Origin of the sequence: Actinopolyspora mzabensis (assembly GCF_900101095.1) — a bacterium.
Taxonomy (GTDB): Bacteria; Actinomycetota; Actinomycetes; order Mycobacteriales; family Pseudonocardiaceae; genus Actinopolyspora; species Actinopolyspora mzabensis.
The window spans coordinates 506,050-524,156 of record NZ_FNFM01000002.1; the positions used below are offsets into that span (position 1 = coordinate 506,050).

Genomic DNA, 18,107 nt, shown 5'->3' on the forward strand with positions numbered 1-18,107 from the left:
GTTGGTACAACCAACCATAAAGATCCTTAGTTTCGATAAGCAACTTAATCGTGCCCGACGGAGAGCGGGGTCACACTCGCCCGCCGGACCGAGCCGCGATAACCGCGCTTTCGGGAGCAATCGGGCGTCCCGACGGCTCAGGTGGAAGAAGCGGCGGGAAAGGCCGAGATCAGTACATCGCGTTGAGCTTGCCGAGCAGCCTCGCGAACTGGTGCAGATCGTCGGTGGACCACTGCACGAAGTCCTCCCGCAAGTGGCGGGAACGACGTTGCCGCGCCCCGTCCAGTCGTTGCCTGCCGGACTCGGAGAGCTGGATCAGCCTGGCCCTGCCGTCCTGCGGGTCGGGTGCGCGGCGCAGCAGATCCAACCGCTCCAGGTTGGCTATCTGCCTGCTGACCGTGGACTTGTCCAGGCCGATACGTTCGGCCATCTCGATGGCACGCAGCGATCCCGCGTCGGCGACCATGAGCAGCAGGCTGTAGGAGGCGGGATCGAGCTCGGGATGAACCTCGGCGGCCACCTCCAACGACATCTTGCGGGCGCGGCGGAACATCATGGCGAGTTCACGCTCGACCTCGGCGGCGGCCTGTTCACGCTCGGATCCGGCCGAGCCCCGCTCCCCGGACTCCGCCTCACAGGACCCGCCCGGCAGTTCTTCGGTCACGAGCTCGCCCTCCCATCGCCGACACCACAAGTGTGCCGGTGGTCCGCGGCGACGCGGCAGGCGGTCCTCGACGTACGGCGGGTCGGCCTCCTCCGATGAACGAGAGCACCATCGGTGCACGGCAGGGCGGAGGAACCAACCGCGTCTTCGGCGCGGCAGCGCCGAAACAACCACCAACGCGACCCGGCCACCCGCGGGAGGTTCCGGCACCCGCACCGCCACGCAAACCGGGCCACGGAGCCTCACCGATGGTCGTACCGGGTGAGCAGCGCGATTGCCCCCGGTGCGGGAGTCGGATGCGTCGCGAGGCCGGGCCGCTCGCCGCGTAGGTCGCTACTCAAGAGCCGGCCCGACGCCGCAAGGCGCCGACTCACGTGCCGGCTAACCGACCACGCGGACAACTGCTGATGTGCCCGGTCAGTCGTGCTGGGGTTGCGATTGGTGCCAGGGACGTGCCGTCCCCTTGGCCGCGAAGTAGTCTCCGCCCTTGCGCTTGACGTCGTCGGTCCCCCAGGAACGTTCCCGCGAGACAAAAGCCATCCGCGGAATGTGTTTGCGGCAGTGGATGTAGGCCTCCTCGACCTGCACGACCACCCAGCGTTCCGGTTTGCGGCCGCGTTCGAAATCCGAGCGGAGCCCGGGATGGATGGCCCTGAGGTCGGAGTCCTCCAGAATCCTGGCCTTGCCGTTGACGTGCAGCCCGATCAGCTCGTCGACGAAATCGATCAGCAGGATACCGACGTGCGGGTTCTCGCTGATGTTTCCCAGACTCGCCATGACCCCGTTGCCCCGGTACTCGGGGTAGGCCACGTGGCGGTCACCCAGCACCTCGATGAACCCCTTGGGTCCCGCGCGGAAGCTGGAGTCGCACTCGCCGTGTCCGTCCGCGGTGGCGATGAAGGCCATGCTCATCGAGACGATGAACTCCTTCATCCGCTCGTTGAGGTGATCGAGCACTTGGTCGTTGTAGAACTTGTGGGCACGGCGCTCGGTCTCGTAGGCGCTCTGCAGCAGGTGTTCCCCGGCCGAGCCGGGCATGGTGCTCCGCTCGTTCGGAGCGAACGGGTCCTCCGGCCGACTCGACTCGTCCTCGTAGTCCGAAGTGGACTGATCGGGACGAACGGGGTGCAGCTGTGGGCGCGTCGGACCGTCGTCGTAGCGACGCTGCCCACCGGAGTGCGATTCGGACCGCATCCGATCGGAAACGCTCGGTGACGAATCCGCGAGTTCGAGCTCCAACAGCTCCGCCGTGGCCATCCCCGTGGGACGGCGGGATTCGGGGGAAGGTAACCAGTCCGCGATCACGCGCCTCACCGTGTCACGCCGCTATGTGGATGCAAGTGTGCCGAAACGGATTCAACACGAGTGTGTGAGCTCTCATGACGATGAGTATTAAACAACCACTCGAAGGTGGCATCAAGGGTCACACAAGCCGAAAAAGGGGTTAGAGTCTCGGGCAGTCGGGGGACATGTATACGGACCTCAGGTATACGGACACCGTGCCGGACCGACACGGCCGCCTATGTGGAGAGAATCGCCCGAATCATGACAGCCAACGCCGCTTTACACCCCGAGCGCCCCGGCGGCTCAGCTGATCGCGAGCGCCCGACCGACGTGAACGAGACGGTTCGGCTGATCCGGGACAGCTGGGCCGTGGTGGAACCACAAGCCGAGGACGTGTCGCGGTTCTTCTACAGCATGCTGTTCAGCCTGGCTCCCGCCACGCGGGAACTGTTCCCGGTGAACATGGAGGTGCAGCGGAGCAGACTGCTGCGTGCCCTGGTGCACGTGGTGCAGATGGTGGACCGCCCGGACGAACTCACTCCGTTCCTGCAACAGCTCGGCAGGGACCACCGCAAGTTCGGCGTGGTCGCCGAGCACTACGAGGCGGTGGGAACCGCGCTGCTGGCAGCGATCAAGAAGTACGCGGGCGACGCCTGGAACGACGCCGTGGAGCGTGCTTGGGGAGAGGCCTATGCGGTGATGGCCACGACCATGACCGACGCGGCGTCCAAGGACGACGGTCCCGCCTGGTACAACGGCGAGGTTGTGCAGCACGAAAGGTTGAGCTGGGACGTCGCCATGGTGCGCATCAGGCCGGAACACCCCGTGCCGTATCAGCCGGGCCAGTACGTCAGCGTCGAGGTGCCGCAGCGTCCCAGGCTGTGGCGCTACCTGTCACCGGCCAACCCACCCTCCGACGACGGCACGATGGAGTTCCACGTACGTGCCGTGCCGACGGGTTGGGTGAGCCGCGCCATCGTGGGGCACGCCCAGCTCGGCGACCAGTGGCGCATGGGTTCCCCGATGGGCAGGCTCGGTGTGGATCGTGACTCGGAGCGCGACGTGGTGATGCTCGCGGGCGGCACCGGGCTCGCACCGATGCGGTCGATCATTCAGGACCTGGCGCAGTACGGCAACAACCCCGAGGTCCACCTGTTCTACGGCGGCAGGACCCGGGACGACCTGTACGAGCTGCGCAACCTGCGGCAGGTCGCCATGAGCAACCCGTGGCTGAAGGTGATCCCGGTACTGGAGAACGACCCCACCGCGCAGGGAGCCGAGCACGGCACCCTGGCGGAGGCCGCGACCCGCCACGGCGCGTGGCAGGAGCACGACGTGCTGGTCAGCGGTTCGCCGGAGATGATCCGGAACACGGTGTCCGGCATGATGGTGGCGGGCACCCCGCTGGAACGGATCCACTACGATCCGTTCACCCTGGACTGAGCAGGCGCGGAGCTCCCGAGAACGCGGCGGAAGCTCCCGAGGACCGGCTCGGTGGTCGGTGCGAGAGTGCGCGCATGTCCGGGATCGAACAACAACGCGAGCACCTCCGACACACCCTGACCGAACACGTGTGCACCATCGAGGCCGAACGCATCACGGCTATGGCCGCCACCTCCGTCGCACTCGGCACCGACAGCGAAGCGGGAGCACCACTGGGGGTCTCCCGCTTCGGCGGCGACGCACTACTACCACCGAACACCACGTGGCCGGAACACGAATCGAAACCCCTCGAACTGCTCGCCGTGCTCGACCTCACCGCCATCGCCCCGATCAACCCCGAACTACCGCTGCCGCGGCACGGGGTACTCAATTTCTGCTATGCCCCGGCCGAACAACTCGTAACCGGGCTCGATCTGGGAGACTCGGACGGCTGGCGGGTGATACACGCCCACCCCGAGACCGCAGTGCTGACCTCGCCATCGCAGGGAACGACGCGCCACCGCGAACGGGCGCTGCACGGCCGAGCTCTCCTCACCGTCCCGGACTTGGAGGATCTACCTCCGGACGAGGCGGGAGAGTTACCGGACCAGCTGTTCGACGGTTACCGAGGGAGCCGCGAGGGCGAGGACGAACCCGCGCATCGGATCGGTGGCTGGCCGGATCTGATCCAGGAGCCTGTGCTGGGGAATTCCGGCGAGGAGCTACTACTGGCCCAGCTGGACAGCGACGAGCGGATGAAGTGGATGTGGGGTGACTGCGGCAGCCTCTACTTCCTCATCGGGGAGCAGGACCTGCGAGCGGGCGACTTCAGCCGTGTCCGGCTGGAAATGCAGTGCTGCTGAACGGCTCGGCTGCTGGCGGCCTCGCGGCTCGGTGACCGTACCGAAGAGAGTCGCGAAACCGTCGTCCGCGAGGTCGCCGAGGGTCAGCGACGGCGCCGCTCGGGCTTCCAGACCACCAGCGCCGTCTCCTGCCGCACCGGCACCAGGTCGCGCCGGTAGGAGGCGTGCACCCGCGCGGCCGCCTGCTCGGCGGCCGCGTAGGCCGCGGCGACCTCCTCGGAGAGTTCCTTGATCTTGTCGCGCAGTGCGTCGACCTGGTTCTCCAGCTCGATGATGCGCTTGATGCCCGCGAGGTTCACGCCCTCCTCCTGGGAGAGCCGCTGCACCTCGCGGAGCACCGCGATGTCGCGCGCGGAGTAGCGCCGACCACCCGCGGGGGTCCGGCCCGGCGAAACCAGGCCGAGCCGGTCGTAGCTGCGCAGCGTCTGGGCGTGCAGCCCGGACAGCTCCGCGGCCACGGAGATCACGAAAACCGGGGTGTCCTCGGACGCACCTGGCGGGAATCCGGCCATACCGCCGGATTCCGCGGCAGACTCACGCGCGGTCATTCCGCCCTCCGGACCAGCTCGTTCAGTTCGGCTCTGGGATCGTGCTGCTCCGTCGCCTCCGCGTAGGACCGCAACGCCTCGGCGGCCTTGCCGTCCAACTTGTTCGGCACGGCAACCTGCAACGTCACCAGCAGATCCCCGCTGCTGCCGTCCTTCCTGCCGATGCCCTTGCCGCGCACCCGGAGGGTACGGCCACTGTTGGTGCCCGCGGGCACCTTCACCGACACCTTGCTCTCCAGGGTCGGCACGGTCAACGTAGCGCCCAACGCCAGTTCGGGGAAGGTCACCGGCACGGTGATCGTGAGATCGTGCCCCGACCTGCCGAACACCTGGTGCGGATTCACGTGCACGACGACGTAGAGATCACCCGAGTTGCCGCCGTTGCGGCCGGGTTCACCCTGGTGTGCCAACCGGATTCGCTGCCCGTCGGAGACGCCCTGCGGGATCCGCACGGTCAACGTCCTGGTCCTGGTGCTCACACCCTCGCCGCGGCACTCCTGGCAGGGGTTGTCGACGACCCTGCCACGCCCCCGGCAGTCCGGGCACGGCTCGCTGAACGCGAACGCCCCCTGGTTGCGGGTGACCGCTCCCTGCCCCGAGCAGGTCGAGCACTTCCGGGGGCTGGTGCCCGGTCGGGCGCCGGAACCGTGGCAGGTGGAGCACGTGGTGGGACTGGAAAGGCGCAACGGGACGGTCGCACCCTTCACCGCCTCGGTGAAGTCGATGCGGACCTCGGTCTCCACATCGGAGCCTCTGCTCGCTCTACCGGCCGTGCCCGCACCACCGCCTCTGCGGTTGCCGAACAGCCCGCCGAACAGGTCACCGATCCCGCCACCGGCCTGGCCTCCGGGGCCACCGAACAGGTCACCGACGTCGAATCCGGGACCGCCCGCACCGCCGGGCTGGCCACCGAAACCGCCGCCGAAACCTCCGAAGCCACCCTGGCCGCCGCCTCCGGAGGCGAACAGCCTGCGGGCCTCGTCGTACTGTTTGCGCTTCTCCGGGTCGGAGAGCACGCCGTAGGCCTCGGAGACGGCCTTGAACTTGTTCTCGGCCTTGGTGTCACCCGGATTGGCGTCGGGATGGTTCTCCCTGGCCAGCTTCCGGTACGCCTTCTTGATGTCGTCGGCCGAAGCGTCGGAGGAGACGCCCAGTTCGGCGTAGAAATCCTTGTCCAGCCATTCCCTGGCACTCACCGGACGCCCCTCCTTCCGTCTCGATCCGTTGACGTGCGCCACGACGGTTCACCGGGAAACGGTGATCCTCCTCGCGAGAACGCGGGTGCGAGCCCGTAACGGTTACTGAACACGGCGGTTCCTAAGCAGTCTCGTGGATCAGCCTTGTTCGGATGTCTCGCCCTGCGATTCCGGCTCGGCACCGTTCCCGTCGGGCTCGTGGTCGGTGACTCCGACCATCGCCGGACGCAGCACCCGCTCACCGAAGCGGTAACCGCGGCGCAGCACCGTCGTGACCGTGGGCCCGGAGACCTCGGGAGAGGTCTCGTGCTGGACCGCCTCGTGCACGCTCGGGTCGAACTCCTCGCCCTCCTGGCCGAAGCCCTCCAGCCCGGCGTCGGCCAGCGCGGCGGTGAGCTTGTCCGCGACGGCCTTGAACGGGCCGGTGAGGTCGCCGTGCGACTCGGCGCGTTCGAGATCGTCCAGCACGGTGAGCAGCGACTCCGCCACGGACGCCTTCGCGTTGTTGATCACCGAGTCCCGGTCGCGCTCGACGCGCTTGCGGTAGTTGGCGTACTCGGCCTGCACACGCTTGACGTCAGCGGTGAGTTCCTCGACCTGCCGACGCAGTTCGCTCTCCGCGTCCGAAGTGGGCGCCTCGGCCTCCGCGGCGGTTTCCACCGCGTCGGCCTCGGCCGCCACCTTGGCCAACTCGTCGTCCAACGATCCGGACATGCTGTCGGTCACCTCACCGGTCTCCGACTGGCTGTCGTCCGAGGACCGGAGATCACCCGTTTCCGGGTCGATCCTGCGCCGGTCCCGCACCACGACGGGCTCCTGCTCGCCTTCGTCCTGTGCGCCGGAGGCCTGCTGCGGCCCCCGGTCCTGTTCTGGCTTGTTCGGAGTCACTTCTTCTTCTCGTCCTCGTCGTCGACGACCTCGGCGTCCACCACGTCCTCGGCACCGGAGGAGTCGGCGGAGCCCGTCGCCTGCCCGGCCTCGTCACCGGCGGCACCGGCGGCGGCGCTCGCGTCGCCCTCGCTGTAGAGGGCCTGGCCCAGCGACTGCGACTCGGTGGCCAGCTTCTCCACGGCCGACTTGATGGCGTCGGAGTCCTCGCCCTTCAGCGCCTCGTTGACCTCGTCGATGGCGCTGCGGACCTTCTGCTTGCTCTCGTCCGGCAGCTTCTCGTCGTTGTCGGAGAGGACCTTCTCGGTCTGGTGGACCATCGACTCCGCCTGGTTGCGGGTCTCGGCCTCCTCGCGCTTCTTCTTGTCCTCCTCGGCGTGGGCCTCGGCGTCCTTGACCATCTGGTCGATGTCCTCCTTCGGCAGCGCGGAGCCGCCGGTGATGGTCATCGACTGTTCCTTGCCGGTGCCCTGGTCCTTGGCGTTGACGTGCACGATGCCGTTGGCGTCGATGTCGAAGGTGACCTCGATCTGCGGCACGCCACGCGGCGCGGGCGGCAGGCCGGTCAGCTCGAACATGCCGAGCTTCTTGTTCTCCGCGGCCATCTCGCGCTCGCCCTGGAAGACCTGGATCTGCACCGAGGGCTGGTTGTCGTCCGCGGTGGTGAAGGTCTCCGAGCGCTTGGTCGGGATGGTGGTGTTGCGCTCGATCAGCTTGGTCATGATGCCGCCCTTGGTCTCGATGCCCAGGGACAGCGGGGTGACGTCGAGCAGCAGCACGTCCTTGACGTCGCCACGCAGCACTCCGGCCTGCAGGCCCGCGCCGACCGCGACGACCTCGTCCGGGTTGACGCCCTTGTTCGGCTCCTGGCCGCCGGTCAGCTCCTTGACCAGGTTGGTGACCGCGGGCATGCGGGTGGAACCGCCCACCAGCACCACGTGGTCGATGTCGCCGACCTTGATACCGGCGTCACGCAGCACGGACTCGAACGGCTTGCGCGTGCGCTCCAGCAGGTCCGAGGTGATCCGCTCGAACTCGGCCCTGGTCAGGGTCTCGTCGAGGAACAGCGGGTTCTTGTCCGCGTCGACGGTGATGTAGGGCAGGTTGATGTTGCTCTGCGCGGAGCTGGAAAGCTCGATCTTGGCCTTCTCGGCGGCTTCCTTGATCCGCTGCAGCGCCATCTTGTCCTTGGTCAGGTCGATGCCGTTGGCGCTCTTGAACTTCTCGACCAGCCACTCGACGATGCGCTCGTCCCAGTCGTCACCACCCAGGTGGTTGTCACCGCTGGTGGCGCGGACCTCGACCACACCCTCGCCGATCTCGAGCAGGGACACGTCGAACGTGCCGCCGCCGAGGTCGAAGACCAGGATGCGCTGTTCCTTCTCGCCCTTGTCCAGACCGTAGGCCAGCGCTGCCGCGGTCGGCTCGTTGACGATGCGGAGCACGTCCAGTCCGGCGATCTGGCCCGCTTCCTTGGTGGCCTGCCGCTGGGCGTCCTCGAAGTACGCCGGAACGGTGATGACCGCCTCGGTGACGTCCTCGCCGAGGTACGCCTCGGCGTCCCGCTTGAGCTTCATCAGCACACGCGCGCTGATCTCCTGCGGGGTGTACTCCTTGTCATCGATGGTGGTCTTCCAGTCGGTGCCCATGTGGCGCTTGACCGACCGGATGGTGCGGTCGACGTTGGTCACCGCCTGGTTCTTGGCGGGCTGCCCCGTGAGCACCTCGCCGTTCTTCGCGAACGCGACGACCGAAGGGGTCGTGCGCGCGCCCTCGGAGTTGGCGATGACCGTGGCTTCACCGCCCTCCAGGACGGAAACGACGGAGTTTGTCGTCCCGAGGTCGATACCGACCGCTCGCCCCATTGAAGTCTCCTCCAGCGTATTGGTTCTCTGCTTAGGACTGATAACTCCTGAGCCCTACTGACTCAAGTATTACCGAAACCGAGTCCGATCCGTCAAACCGGGTTTGAGTCGTCAAGGCTCAAGGTTCCTGCCCGAACAACGCGTGACCAGCCACGAGTGTTCCCGAACGCTCGCCGCGGCGGGTGTGATTCGTATCGCCGGGAGCGGCTGTCTCGCTCCCCTGGAGGTGGGGACACCCGGAGGCGGGGAGCTCGGCCGCGGTCCGGGGCCGGAAGAGTCGACGAGGCGGGAGGCCGTCCCGCGAACGGCACCGGCGGATAGTCACCTGTTCGCGGCGTCCACGGGACCGCGCCGGACCGGCCGCTTTCGGGAGAATTCCCAACCACGGGAGCCGGTAATCACACCACGGGCCCGCACGGACACCCGTGGACCGCGCGGGTACTGCTCGGAACACGCGGGCACTGGTCGGGTGCGGGCACTGATCGGGAACACGAGGGCACCCCCGGCCCACGCGGGTGGAGTCGCCGCGGGGCGGCTCTTCAGGAGCTCTCGACCTCGATGGCGCCGCTACCGGTGGAAAGTCGCAGCGAGCGCTCGGCGTCGGCGTCCCGGGGCACCTCGATGTCGGTGGAACCACTGCCGGTGTCGGCGCGGACGCTGTAGCTGTTCGCGGGGACGGTGAGCTCGATGCCGCCGGAGCCGGTGTCGGCACGCACCGAACGCGGCTCGGACAGCTCCAGCGAGATCCCGCCCGAGCTGGTCCGCGTCGTGACCTCGGCGGAGTCGATGCCCTCCCCCTCTATTTGGCCACTGCCGGTCGAGACGTTGAGCGGGCCACCGATGTCGGTGAGCTCGATGCCACCGGAGCCGGTCTCGGCGCGCACCTCCCCGTCGATGCCGCGCAGCTCCAACGCTCCCGAGTCCACCCGCACGTCGGTCGAGGACATCCCGGTGACCTCCAACGAACCGGAACCGAGTCCGCCGGTCACCGGAACGCGCCGGGGCAGCGTCACCTCGTACTCCACGTCACAGCCCCAGCCGCAATCGGCGTCGAGCACGAGCCTGCCGTCGTCGACCCGGTAACTCGTCTCCGAGCCCCGCCAGCCGCCCCACCAGCCGTCGCGTTCCTCGCGGACCCTCGGTTCGGCACCGGCCCGGTAGCTGATCTCCACCGCGCTCGGACCCGAACGCAGCTCCACGGCCGACACACCGGAGGGCGAGTCGGTCCGGGTGTCCGAGGGCCCTCCCCAGGCGAGCACGGCCCCACCCAGCAGGACCAGTACGGCGCCGCCCACCGCGAGTCCCGTGCGCATCGTCATCACTCCGATCTCGGGGATTGGCTCTCAGGGGGGTGCCCGGTCCACCCGACGAGGTCAAACTACCGCCGAGCGCGGGGGCACGGCATCGGTGATTTACCCGGAACACCCCCGGAGACTCCGAAAGTGCGAATCCGGGGCGCCCACTCGTCCGCACGCGGAGCGCCTCCGGGCTCCGCCGGAGATCGGAGTCCGTGGGACGGGGTGCGCCGGAACCCCGCTGGAGCGGCAAGCATTAGAATCGTTCCCGGAGGCCATACGCCGTATTGAGGATGCCTGATGTTGCGCGTCGCCGTCCCGAACAAGGGATCGCTGCACGGTCCGACCACCCAGCTACTCGAGGAGGCGGGCTACCGGCTTCATCGCGAGCATCGCGCCCTGTTCGCCGAGGACACGAGCAACAACGTGCGGTTCATCTTCTGGCGGGCCAGCGACATCGCGCGCAACGTGGGTGCCGGGGTGCTCGACGTCGGGATCACCGGACAGGACCTGCTGGCGGGCGCGGGCACTGCGGCGAGCACCACCGAGCTGCTGCGGCTCGGCTTCGGCAGCTCCCGGTTCTACTTCGCGGTCGCCAACGAGGGCCCGATCACCTCGGTCCCCGAGCTGGACGGCAAGCGGGTGGCCACCTCGTTCCCGAAACTCGCCGAACAGGCGGCGGCGCGGCACGGCATCCGGATCGAGCCGGTCGAACTGGACGGTGCCGTGGAGACCGCCGTGGAGCTCGGGCTGGCCGACGCGATCGCGGACGTGGTCGAGACGGGGTCCTCGCTGCGCGCGGCGGGGCTGACCACCCTCGGCGAACCGATCCTGCGCTCGCAGGCGGTGCTGGTTCGCGGCGCGGGCGCCTCCCTCGGTGACGAGCGCGAGCACGCCGTCGAGGTGCTGGGGCAACGGCTGCGAGGAGTGCTCGACGCCCGTTCCTACGTGGTGATGGACTACAACTGCCGGGAGACCGCGCTGCAGACGGCGACGGCGATCACCCCGGGCAAGGAGTCGCCCACCATCTCCAGCCTCACCGAGCCCGGCTGGGTAGCGGTACGGGCGATGGTCCCCAGGGCGGACGTGCAGGACGTGATGGACAAGCTCGCCGAGGTGGGGGCCACCGAGATCCTGGTGACCCGGCTGGAGGCCTGCAGGCTCTGAGCCGACTTCGTCGACTCGGTTCGCGAGGTCGGTGCCGTAGCGGAACCTCTCGCCTGAGCTCGCCGCGGCGGCACCGCCTCTGCGCGGCGCCGCCCCTCGTCAGCGCTCGGGGACCAGGTGGGCCAGCACCGGGCGGAACTCCTCGGGACCGGGCGGTTCCTCGGCGATCAGGGCCTGCATCAGCAGTCCGTCGATGGCGGCGGGCAGCGCGCGTACCGCGCCGGTGTCGCTGGTCCCGGTGTCGTGCACGTATCCGGTGGCCACCTCGATCCAGCGACGTGCGGCCGGACGCAGCGCTGGTCTGCGCGCGGCCAGCAGGTACAGCTCGTACTCGGCCAGCGTCCGGCCGCGCTGCTCGCGGACCATGCGGGAGAGCATCTCGGCGGTGGCGGTGACCCATCCCTCGGGATCGTCGACCACTTGTTCGGTGAGTTCGCGCAGCTCGGCGATCATCGTCTCGCAGCTCTCCAGCAGGGCCGCGATCAGCACCCCGTCGATGCTCTCGAAGTAGTAGACGATCGAAGCGGGCGGCACACCGGCCTCACGTGCGATGTTGCGGTGACTGACCCCCGCGATGCCGTCCCGTTCGATCACGCGCAGGGTGGCGTCGATGATCTCCCTGCGTCTGCGTTCCCCCTTGGCGCGGCGCCCGTCGGAGTGCTCGGTCGGATTGCCGCCGTGGGTCAATGCGTGCCTCCCGCCTCCAGCGCGACCACACCACCGATGATCAGCAGGATCCCCGCGATCTGGGTCAGGGTCATGGTCTCGTTCAGGAACAACGCGCCGATCAGCACCACCAGGGCCACCCCGGCGGCAGACCAGATGGCGTAGGCGACGCCGACGGGGATGCCCATCTTGAGCACGTTCGCCAGCGCCACGAACGCGGAACCGTAGCCGAGCACCACCAACACCAGGGGAAGAGGTCTGCTCAGCCCGTCGACGAACCGCAGCGAGAGGGTGCCGAGCACCTCCGACAGGATCGCCACCACCAACACGATGTAGGCCAACTGCCCTCCGAACTCCCGTACGGATCGTCGCGGCTACCGCGAACCGACCAAAAATTGAACGACTGTACTACTTCTTCAATATACCGCCGCCGTTCCGGAGTGTCGATGTGTCAGCTCAGCGCTACCGACCGCCGCGCTCGTCCTCGCCGGAACCGAAGATCATCGAGGACAGCAGGATCACGGCCCAGATCCCCATCGGGAAGATCGGCCAGAAGAAAGTGGGACCGCCGGAGGCGATCGAGGTGATCAGCCAGATACCGACGAGCACGAAGGAGGTCCCCGCCCAGTCCCGCCACTCGGCGCCCCGGCTTCGCCGCCCGCGGTTCCGTTCGACCGACTGCTCGTGCTCGTCGTCGTTCCCGACCGCCGGGACGGCGGAACGCCCCTGCCGGGCGGGCCGGGAGGTGTCCGGCAGATCCCGCGTCAGGGGTTCCAGCTCGGCGCGGGTCACCGCGGCGTAAGCCTGCCCGACCCGTTCGTCGAACTCGGCTATGTCGAGCCTGCCCTCGTTCATCGCGTGGCGCAGCCGCTCGGCGACCGCCTCCCGCTCGGCGTCCGAGGCGCGCACGCCCCGTTCGTTCGGGCCGCTCCCATCCGGGCCACTCGCTGCTGGGCCGGACATCACGCCTCCCGATCGGCCGTTCCCGAGGTACGCCACACCGCGCGGTACTTCCGGCACGATGCTGTGCGAGGAGGATACCGAAGTCGTGGTCGTGCCGGGGACGTTTCACCACAACGGCGACACCGGAACGCACCGCGATGGTTCCGACTGGATCGATCAAAGCCGGACTCGGACCACGAGAGTGGCGAAAATCGCACCCGCCATGAACTCGCACCATCCGGGCGCGACAGTGCCTTCGCGCAGGCCGCGCGGCGCAGTTCGACGCGCCACCGACGAGCGGCGAGCAATCAGACACACCCGCGATGCGCAGCGCGAACAGCGCAGCGTAGCGTTCTGTTACGCTTCCCCGGATTCCACGCCGACGGCAGGCGGACGACCTCGCGCCCGACTAGTCTTCCGTGTCGCCGTCTCGCACAATCACCGACTGTTCCCACCCCGAGCGACGCCCCTATGGTTACCGACGAGTAATAGAGGCTAAGCTCAGCGTCCAAACCCGCGAACAGGAGGCCACGAGCATGGTAGCCCTGCAGCTCGTCCTGGGCCTGATCTGTCTTGCCGTGACCGCGGTCGCGGTGGTCATGGTGGTCAGGACCGTTCGACGGATGGTGCAGTCCATCCGGCTCGGACAACCGGACCCGAACCGCAAGGGGCCGTTCGGTACCCGATTCTCCAACATGCTCAAGGAAGTCCTCGGGCACACCAGGATGCTCAAGTGGAGCCACGTGGGAGTGGCCCACTGGTTCGTCATGCTGGGCTTCGGCGGACTCAGCCTGAGCGTGCTGGTCGCCTACGGCGAAGTGTTCCACGCGCCGTTCGAGATCCCGTGGCTGGGATCGTTCGGCCCCTGGAACCTGATCGTCGAGATCCTGGGCGTGACCACCATCCTCGGCGGTATCTGGCTCAGCGCCATACGCCAGCTCAACCACCCGCGCCGCGCCGGCAGGGTCTCCCGCTTCGCGGGCTCCAACTTCTGGCAGGCCTACTTCGTCGAAGCCGTGGTCGTGCTGGAGGGCGTGGGCATCATGGGCCTGCGCTCGTTCAAGGTCTCCTCCGACCTGTTCCACGCCCCGGTGTGGTCGGCTCCGGTGAGCTTCGCGCTGGGCAGCGTACTGCCCGCCAGCGCGTTCGCGGTCTCGCTGTTCGCCGCGTTCAAGATCCTCTCGGCGATGATCTGGGTCATCGTCATCGCCTCGAACATCACCATGGGCGTGGCCTGGCACCGGTTCACCGCGTTCTTCAACATCTACTTCAAGCGCGATCCCGAACGCACCGCGCTGGGCGCGCTGAAGCCGATGATGAGCAACGGCGCCCCGATCGACTTCGAGGAGGCCGACCCGGACACCGACACCTTCGGTGCCGGCCAGGTGGAGGACTTCTCCTGGAAGGGCTGGCTGGACTTCACCACCTGCACCGAGTGCGGGCGTTGCCAGTCGCAGTGCCCGGCCTGGAACACGGCCAAGCCGCTGTCGCCGAAGATGCTGATCACCAGCCTGCGCGACCACGCCTACACCAAGGCGCCCTACCTGCTGGAGGGCGGCAAGAAGGACATGACCGGCGAGGAGGTCGGCCTCACCGGTGACGACGCGGAGGAGCGTAAGGGCAGGATCGACGCCCTGGCGCTGGCCGAGTCGGAGAAACCGCTGGTGGGCGGCCCGGAGGAAGCCGGGATCATCGACCCCGAGGTGCTGTGGGCCTGCACCAGCTGCGGCGCCTGCGTCGAGCAGTGCCCGGTGGACATCGAGCACGTCGACCACATCGTCGACATGCGGCGCTACCAGGTGATGATCGAGTCGAACTTCCCCACCGAGCTGGGCGGGATGTTCAAGAACCTGGAGAACAAGGGCAACCCGTGGGGCCAGAACAACAAGGACCGGCTGGCCTGGACCCAGGATCTCGACTTCGAGGTCCCGGTCTTCGACGGTGAACTCGAGGAGGACGTCGAATACCTGTTCTGGGTCGGTTGCGCGGGCGCGTTCGAGGACCGCGCGAAGAAGACCACGCAGGCGGTCGCCGAACTGCTGCACATCGCGGGCGTGAAGTACACCGTGCTCGGCCCGGACGAGGGCTGCACCGGCGACCCGGCGCGCCGCGCGGGCAACGAGTTCCTGTTCCAGACGCTGGCCGAGCAGAACGTGGAAACGCTGAACTCGGTGTTCGAGAACCGCGAGCCCGGCAAACGCAAGATCGTCGCCACCTGCGCTCACTGCTTCAACAGCCTGGCCAACGAGTACGGCCAGCTGGGCGGCAACTACGAGGTGGTGCACCACACGCAGCTGCTCAACCGGCTGGTGCGGGAGAAGCGGCTGGTCCCGGTGGCCCCGGTCACCGAGGACGTCACCTACCACGACCCGTGCTACATCGGCAGGCACAACAAGGTCTACGAACCGCCGCGGGACCTGGTCAACGCCTCGGGCGCCTCGTTCCGCGAGATGCCCCGCCACGCCGACCGCGCGATGTGCTGCGGCGCGGGTGGCGCCCGGATGTGGATGGAGGAGCGCACCGGCAAGCGGATCAACCTCGACCGGGTGGACGAGGCACTGGGCACCGCGTCGTCGAAGGTCGCCACCGGCTGCCCGTTCTGCAAGGTCATGCTCACCGACGGGATGACAACGCGGCAGAACGAGCAGGTCGCCTCGGAGAACGTCGAGGTCGTCGACGTGGCGCAGCTGCTGCTGCAGTCGGTCAGGCGCGGCACCGACGGTGACGGTTCCGGCGGTGACGGGGCCCAGGACTCGGACGGCGTCGCGGCGAGCGCCGAGTCCAGCGGCTGACCGAGGCCGTAGTCCCCTCACGGGGGTTGCGTTCCCCCGCTCGGGCCCGACTTCCCGGCCACCCGAGTTCCCGGCCAGGGGCTTTCGTTCGGTGAACGGGGCCGGATTCCCATTCGGGAGTCCGGCCCCGCTTTATGCCCGGCTCCGCTTCCTCTCCGGTCCCGTACCGCGCGGCCCCTGTGCTGTCCGCTGCCATTCGACGGAGCAGCACCGCCCCTCCCCGTGTACATTTCGCGAGAAATCGACGCCGCCCCGCGAAAGCCGTCCCGTGTCGGTCCCCCCGGGCATACTCCGCCGCGGAATCCGCTGTCCAGCAGTCCCGGAGGTGCCCCATTACCACTGTCGTAACCACTCCCACGGGAAAGATCGGCTCCCGGGCCGTGCGCGTACTCCTCCAGGCGGGGATCAGACCGCGAGTGCTGCTTCGCGAACCCGGCAACCTCGACCGGGCGACCCGCGAGTTGGTCGAGGTCCACCGTTGTGACCAGGGGGATGCCGAGGCGGTGGTTCGGGCGACGCGGGGAGCCGAACGCCTGCTCTGGATCAACCCGCCGGACTCGGATGACGATCCGATCACGGGCTACGCTCACATGGGGACCAACGCCGCCCGAGCCGTCACCGAGAACGGAATCGGCAGAACGGTGTTCGTCAGCAGCATCGGTGCTGAGAAGGGCTCCGGAGTCGGCGAGATCGACGGGCTCGCACGGACGGAACGGTTGTTGAACGAAACCGGTGCGAATGTCTCGCACCTGCGGTGCGGTTACTTCTTCACCAACCTGCTCGCGCAGGCGGAGGAGATCCGGACCGGAGTGCTGCGAACACCGTGGCCGCTCGACTTCCCGATGGCGTGGGTCGATCCACGGGACATCGGTGAGGTGGCGGCGGCCCGACTGCTGTCGGACGAGTGGTCCGGACAGCGGGTACAGGCCGTGCACGGTCCCGAGGACCTGACCTTCTCGCGCGTGGCCGGGGTGCTGGGAGAGGTCCTGGGACACGACGTGGTTCCCGAACGGATCTCAGACGATTGGCTCCGCGCCTCGCTGTCGGCGGTGGGACTGTCCGAGCGGCGGATCGAGGGAATCGTGGGCATGTCGGCGGGGATGCGTGAGAACTTCACGCCCGAGCAGCGGCGGGATCCGGTCACCACCACGCCGACCACGCTCGGATCCTGGGCCTGGGAGAACCTCCGCCCGAGGACGTAGCCGACCGCGATCCCGGCCGAGCGGTCGGATGCCCATAGCCGGGGACCACCTTGCACGTCCGTCCGGCGTCCCGCACCCTCGCGCGGCGGTTTCGCGGGAAACCGACAGCTCGGTCACTCCGGAACGGCGGTGAGCACCAGCGGGGTGTCGACGCCCTGGCAGGCACTGAGATCCGCCAGGAAACCACCGACCCACCCCAGGGCGTCCAACGACCACTCGGCGAGGGTGCCGTGGAAGGTCGTCCGGTGCAGCGACGGCCCGTTCCAGAGGTGATCCCCGAACGGCGGCCGCAAAGCCAACGGCTCGTGGCCGTCCGGTGAGTGCGTCCGGCACACGAACACTTCCTGGTTCTGTCGGTTGATCCGCTCCCGAATCCCGGGCACGGCCTCGGGCAGGGAGGGGTCCTGCCCGCTGTCCAGCGTGACCCGCACCGGGAGCTCGCCCCCCGGAGCACCGCTCAGGAACCACTCGGCGGTGAACAGCGAGGGCGGCATCCGGGAAGCGGCTGGATCGAGACATTGAACCGGCAGCAGCAGCTGTACCGCTCGCAGCCGCAGCGTCCCGATCCGTGCCACCGCGTCACCGACGCAGCGCAGCAAGGGCTGCACAGGTATCGGTCGTTCTTCGGTCAGCGGTCGCACCCCCACCTGGACCCACGCGGCCAGCGGCGCCTCGGGATCGGAGAGCGGGTGCTCGAGTCCGGCATCGTTCATGCCCCACAGGCCCGTGGCTCCGACCTGTCTCACATCCGTGAGCTGCCCAGTGGCGGTCTTCCGGGCACTCGTGCCGATGTCGTGCAGCCACCCCATGGCTTGTGACCTGGCGTGGAACAAGGCGTAGAGGTCCTGCTCCGCGTCGGGCTCCCGCCAAGGGTGCGGTTCGAGCTCGCCGTACAGCGCGGCGAACACGGTTCCCACCGGGCCGCTGCTGTCGGGTGCCACTCCGGGACTCGGTTCTTCACCGCTGTCAGTCAATCGGCTCCCTCAGTCATGGACTCGACAGTCCACATCGGCCTGCTTGGTGGAGACCCCGGGATTGTCGACTTCCCAGTTCACGTCGACGTCAACGTGAGCACGCCACGAGGTTCTCGCGAAGGAGTCGCAGCGTTCGCGGACATTGAGCCACCTGCTACTACTACGACCCGGTTTCTGGTTCTCGTTCGTGTTGCACGCCTTCCGTCGCCACGTGTGATCGGTATACCACTCGTAAAGACACGCGGTGACCGTTGCCCTGTCGTTGTCGCAGTCGCCCTGGTGCCACCACGCGTGAGCGGATACATCGGAACGGTTCCCCGAAACGTGCGGATTGTCGGA

Annotated in this window: 16 protein-coding genes; 5 read left to right on the forward strand and 11 right to left on the reverse strand. The window is 68.0% G+C overall.

From position 1 onward, the window contains the following. Positions 1–169: 169 nt before the first annotated feature. Together BLR41_RS04945 and BLR41_RS04950 are read right to left on the reverse strand one after the other, a co-directional pair. The gene (locus BLR41_RS04945) at positions 170–664 is read right to left on the reverse strand and encodes a MarR family winged helix-turn-helix transcriptional regulator (protein ID WP_218119899.1); all 495 of its coding nucleotides are present in this window, start codon (positions 662–664) and stop codon (positions 170–172) included. A gap of 417 nt (positions 665–1,081) precedes the next feature. Beyond that, the gene (locus tag BLR41_RS04950) at positions 1,082–1,978 is read right to left on the reverse strand and encodes a pyridoxamine 5'-phosphate oxidase family protein (RefSeq protein ID WP_218119900.1); all 897 of its coding nucleotides are present in this window, start codon (positions 1,976–1,978) and stop codon (positions 1,082–1,084) included. 231 nt (positions 1,979–2,209) lie between these two features. Here BLR41_RS04950 and BLR41_RS04955 point away from each other — a divergent pair, with 231 nt between their 5' ends. Both BLR41_RS04955 and BLR41_RS04960 read left to right on the forward strand, forming a co-directional pair. Continuing rightward, positions 2,210–3,391, forward strand: coding sequence for a globin domain-containing protein (locus BLR41_RS04955; protein ID WP_092626757.1), 1,182 nt, complete (start codon positions 2,210–2,212; stop codon positions 3,389–3,391). A 74-nt stretch (positions 3,392–3,465) separates the two neighbouring features. Then, positions 3,466–4,233 (forward strand): YwqG family protein, encoded by a 768-nt coding sequence (locus BLR41_RS04960; RefSeq protein WP_092626758.1) that lies wholly within the window; start codon positions 3,466–3,468, stop codon positions 4,231–4,233. Positions 4,234–4,316: 83 nt separating this feature from the next. On the opposite strand, the gene BLR41_RS04965 is transcribed toward BLR41_RS04960, so the two are convergent. The 5 genes from BLR41_RS04965 to BLR41_RS04985 all read right to left on the reverse strand — a co-directional run bounded on the left by BLR41_RS04965 (position 4,317) and on the right by BLR41_RS04985 (position 10,049). Next, positions 4,317–4,781: a heat shock protein transcriptional repressor HspR gene (locus BLR41_RS04965; RefSeq protein ID WP_092626759.1), complete on the reverse strand. Its 465-nt coding sequence runs from the start codon at positions 4,779–4,781 to the stop codon at positions 4,317–4,319. Then, positions 4,778–5,977 carry a molecular chaperone DnaJ gene (dnaJ, locus tag BLR41_RS04970; protein WP_092626852.1) on the reverse strand — a complete coding sequence of 400 codons (1,200 nt, stop codon included), beginning with the start codon at positions 5,975–5,977 and terminating at the stop codon, positions 4,778–4,780. The genes BLR41_RS04965 and dnaJ overlap by 4 nt, the downstream gene beginning before the upstream one ends. A 138-nt stretch (positions 5,978–6,115) precedes the next feature. After that, complete coding sequence (grpE, locus tag BLR41_RS04975; RefSeq protein ID WP_092626853.1) at positions 6,116–6,781, reverse strand: nucleotide exchange factor GrpE; 666 nt, start codon at positions 6,779–6,781, stop codon at positions 6,116–6,118. 80 nt (positions 6,782–6,861) lie between these two features. After that, positions 6,862–8,730: a molecular chaperone DnaK gene (dnaK, locus tag BLR41_RS04980; protein WP_092626760.1), complete on the reverse strand. Its 1,869-nt coding sequence runs from the start codon at positions 8,728–8,730 to the stop codon at positions 6,862–6,864. 539 nt (positions 8,731–9,269) lie between these two features. Further along, on the reverse strand, positions 9,270–10,049 hold the full coding sequence (locus tag BLR41_RS04985) for a DUF4097 family beta strand repeat-containing protein (protein ID WP_218119901.1): 780 nt from the start codon (positions 10,047–10,049) through the stop codon (positions 9,270–9,272). A 276-nt stretch (positions 10,050–10,325) separates the two neighbouring features. Here BLR41_RS04985 and hisG point away from each other — a divergent pair, with 276 nt between their 5' ends. After that, entirely contained in the window at positions 10,326–11,192 is an 867-nt protein-coding gene (gene hisG, locus BLR41_RS04990; protein WP_092626761.1) for an ATP phosphoribosyltransferase, read from the forward strand. A 99-nt stretch (positions 11,193–11,291) separates the two neighbouring features. Here hisG and BLR41_RS04995 read toward each other — a convergent pair whose 3' ends face one another. The 3 genes from BLR41_RS04995 to BLR41_RS05005 form a co-directional block, all read right to left on the reverse strand. After that, on the reverse strand, positions 11,292–11,879 hold the full coding sequence (locus BLR41_RS04995; protein WP_092626762.1) for a TetR/AcrR family transcriptional regulator: 588 nt from the start codon (positions 11,877–11,879) through the stop codon (positions 11,292–11,294). After that, entirely contained in the window at positions 11,876–12,199 is a 324-nt protein-coding gene (locus BLR41_RS05000) for a DMT family transporter (protein ID WP_092626763.1), read from the reverse strand. The genes BLR41_RS04995 and BLR41_RS05000 overlap by 4 nt, the downstream gene beginning before the upstream one ends. Positions 12,200–12,320: 121 nt before the next feature. Further along, complete coding sequence (locus BLR41_RS05005) at positions 12,321–12,767, reverse strand: DUF1707 domain-containing protein (protein WP_218119902.1); 447 nt, start codon at positions 12,765–12,767, stop codon at positions 12,321–12,323. Positions 12,768–13,336: 569 nt separating this feature from the next. On the opposite strand from BLR41_RS05005, the gene BLR41_RS05010 reads away from it, so the two are divergent. Together BLR41_RS05010 and BLR41_RS05015 are read left to right on the forward strand one after the other, a co-directional pair. Continuing rightward, positions 13,337–15,592, forward strand: a complete 2,256-nt coding sequence (locus tag BLR41_RS05010) for a (Fe-S)-binding protein (protein WP_092626765.1) — start codon at positions 13,337–13,339, stop codon at positions 15,590–15,592. A 332-nt stretch (positions 15,593–15,924) separates the two neighbouring features. Next, positions 15,925–16,794, forward strand: coding sequence for an NmrA family NAD(P)-binding protein (locus tag BLR41_RS05015; protein ID WP_281240928.1), 870 nt, complete (start codon positions 15,925–15,927; stop codon positions 16,792–16,794). 113 nt (positions 16,795–16,907) lie between these two features. Here BLR41_RS05015 and BLR41_RS05020 read toward each other — a convergent pair whose 3' ends face one another. After that, positions 16,908–17,768: a hypothetical protein gene (locus BLR41_RS05020; RefSeq protein ID WP_245693884.1), complete on the reverse strand. Its 861-nt coding sequence runs from the start codon at positions 17,766–17,768 to the stop codon at positions 16,908–16,910. Between the last annotated feature and the right edge of the window lie 339 nt (positions 17,769–18,107).

What these genes read in the sequence shown, in the direction of transcription:
- hisG (WP_092626761.1), top strand. Translation starts at nt 10,326, where the DNA reads ATGTTGCGCGTCGCCGTCCCGAACAAGGGATCGCTGCACGGTCCGACC.
- BLR41_RS04965 (WP_092626759.1), bottom strand. Translation starts at nt 4,781, where the DNA reads ATGACCGCGCGTGAGTCTGCCGCGGAATCCGGCGGTATGGCCGGATTC.
- BLR41_RS04955 (WP_092626757.1), top strand. Translation starts at nt 2,210, where the DNA reads ATGACAGCCAACGCCGCTTTACACCCCGAGCGCCCCGGCGGCTCAGCT.
- dnaK (WP_092626760.1), bottom strand. Translation starts at nt 8,730, where the DNA reads ATGGGGCGAGCGGTCGGTATCGACCTCGGGACGACAAACTCCGTCGTT.
- BLR41_RS05010 (WP_092626765.1), top strand. Translation starts at nt 13,337, where the DNA reads ATGGTAGCCCTGCAGCTCGTCCTGGGCCTGATCTGTCTTGCCGTGACC.
- BLR41_RS04985 (WP_218119901.1), bottom strand. Translation starts at nt 10,049, where the DNA reads ATGACGATGCGCACGGGACTCGCGGTGGGCGGCGCCGTACTGGTCCTG.
- BLR41_RS04960 (WP_092626758.1), top strand. Translation starts at nt 3,466, where the DNA reads ATGTCCGGGATCGAACAACAACGCGAGCACCTCCGACACACCCTGACC.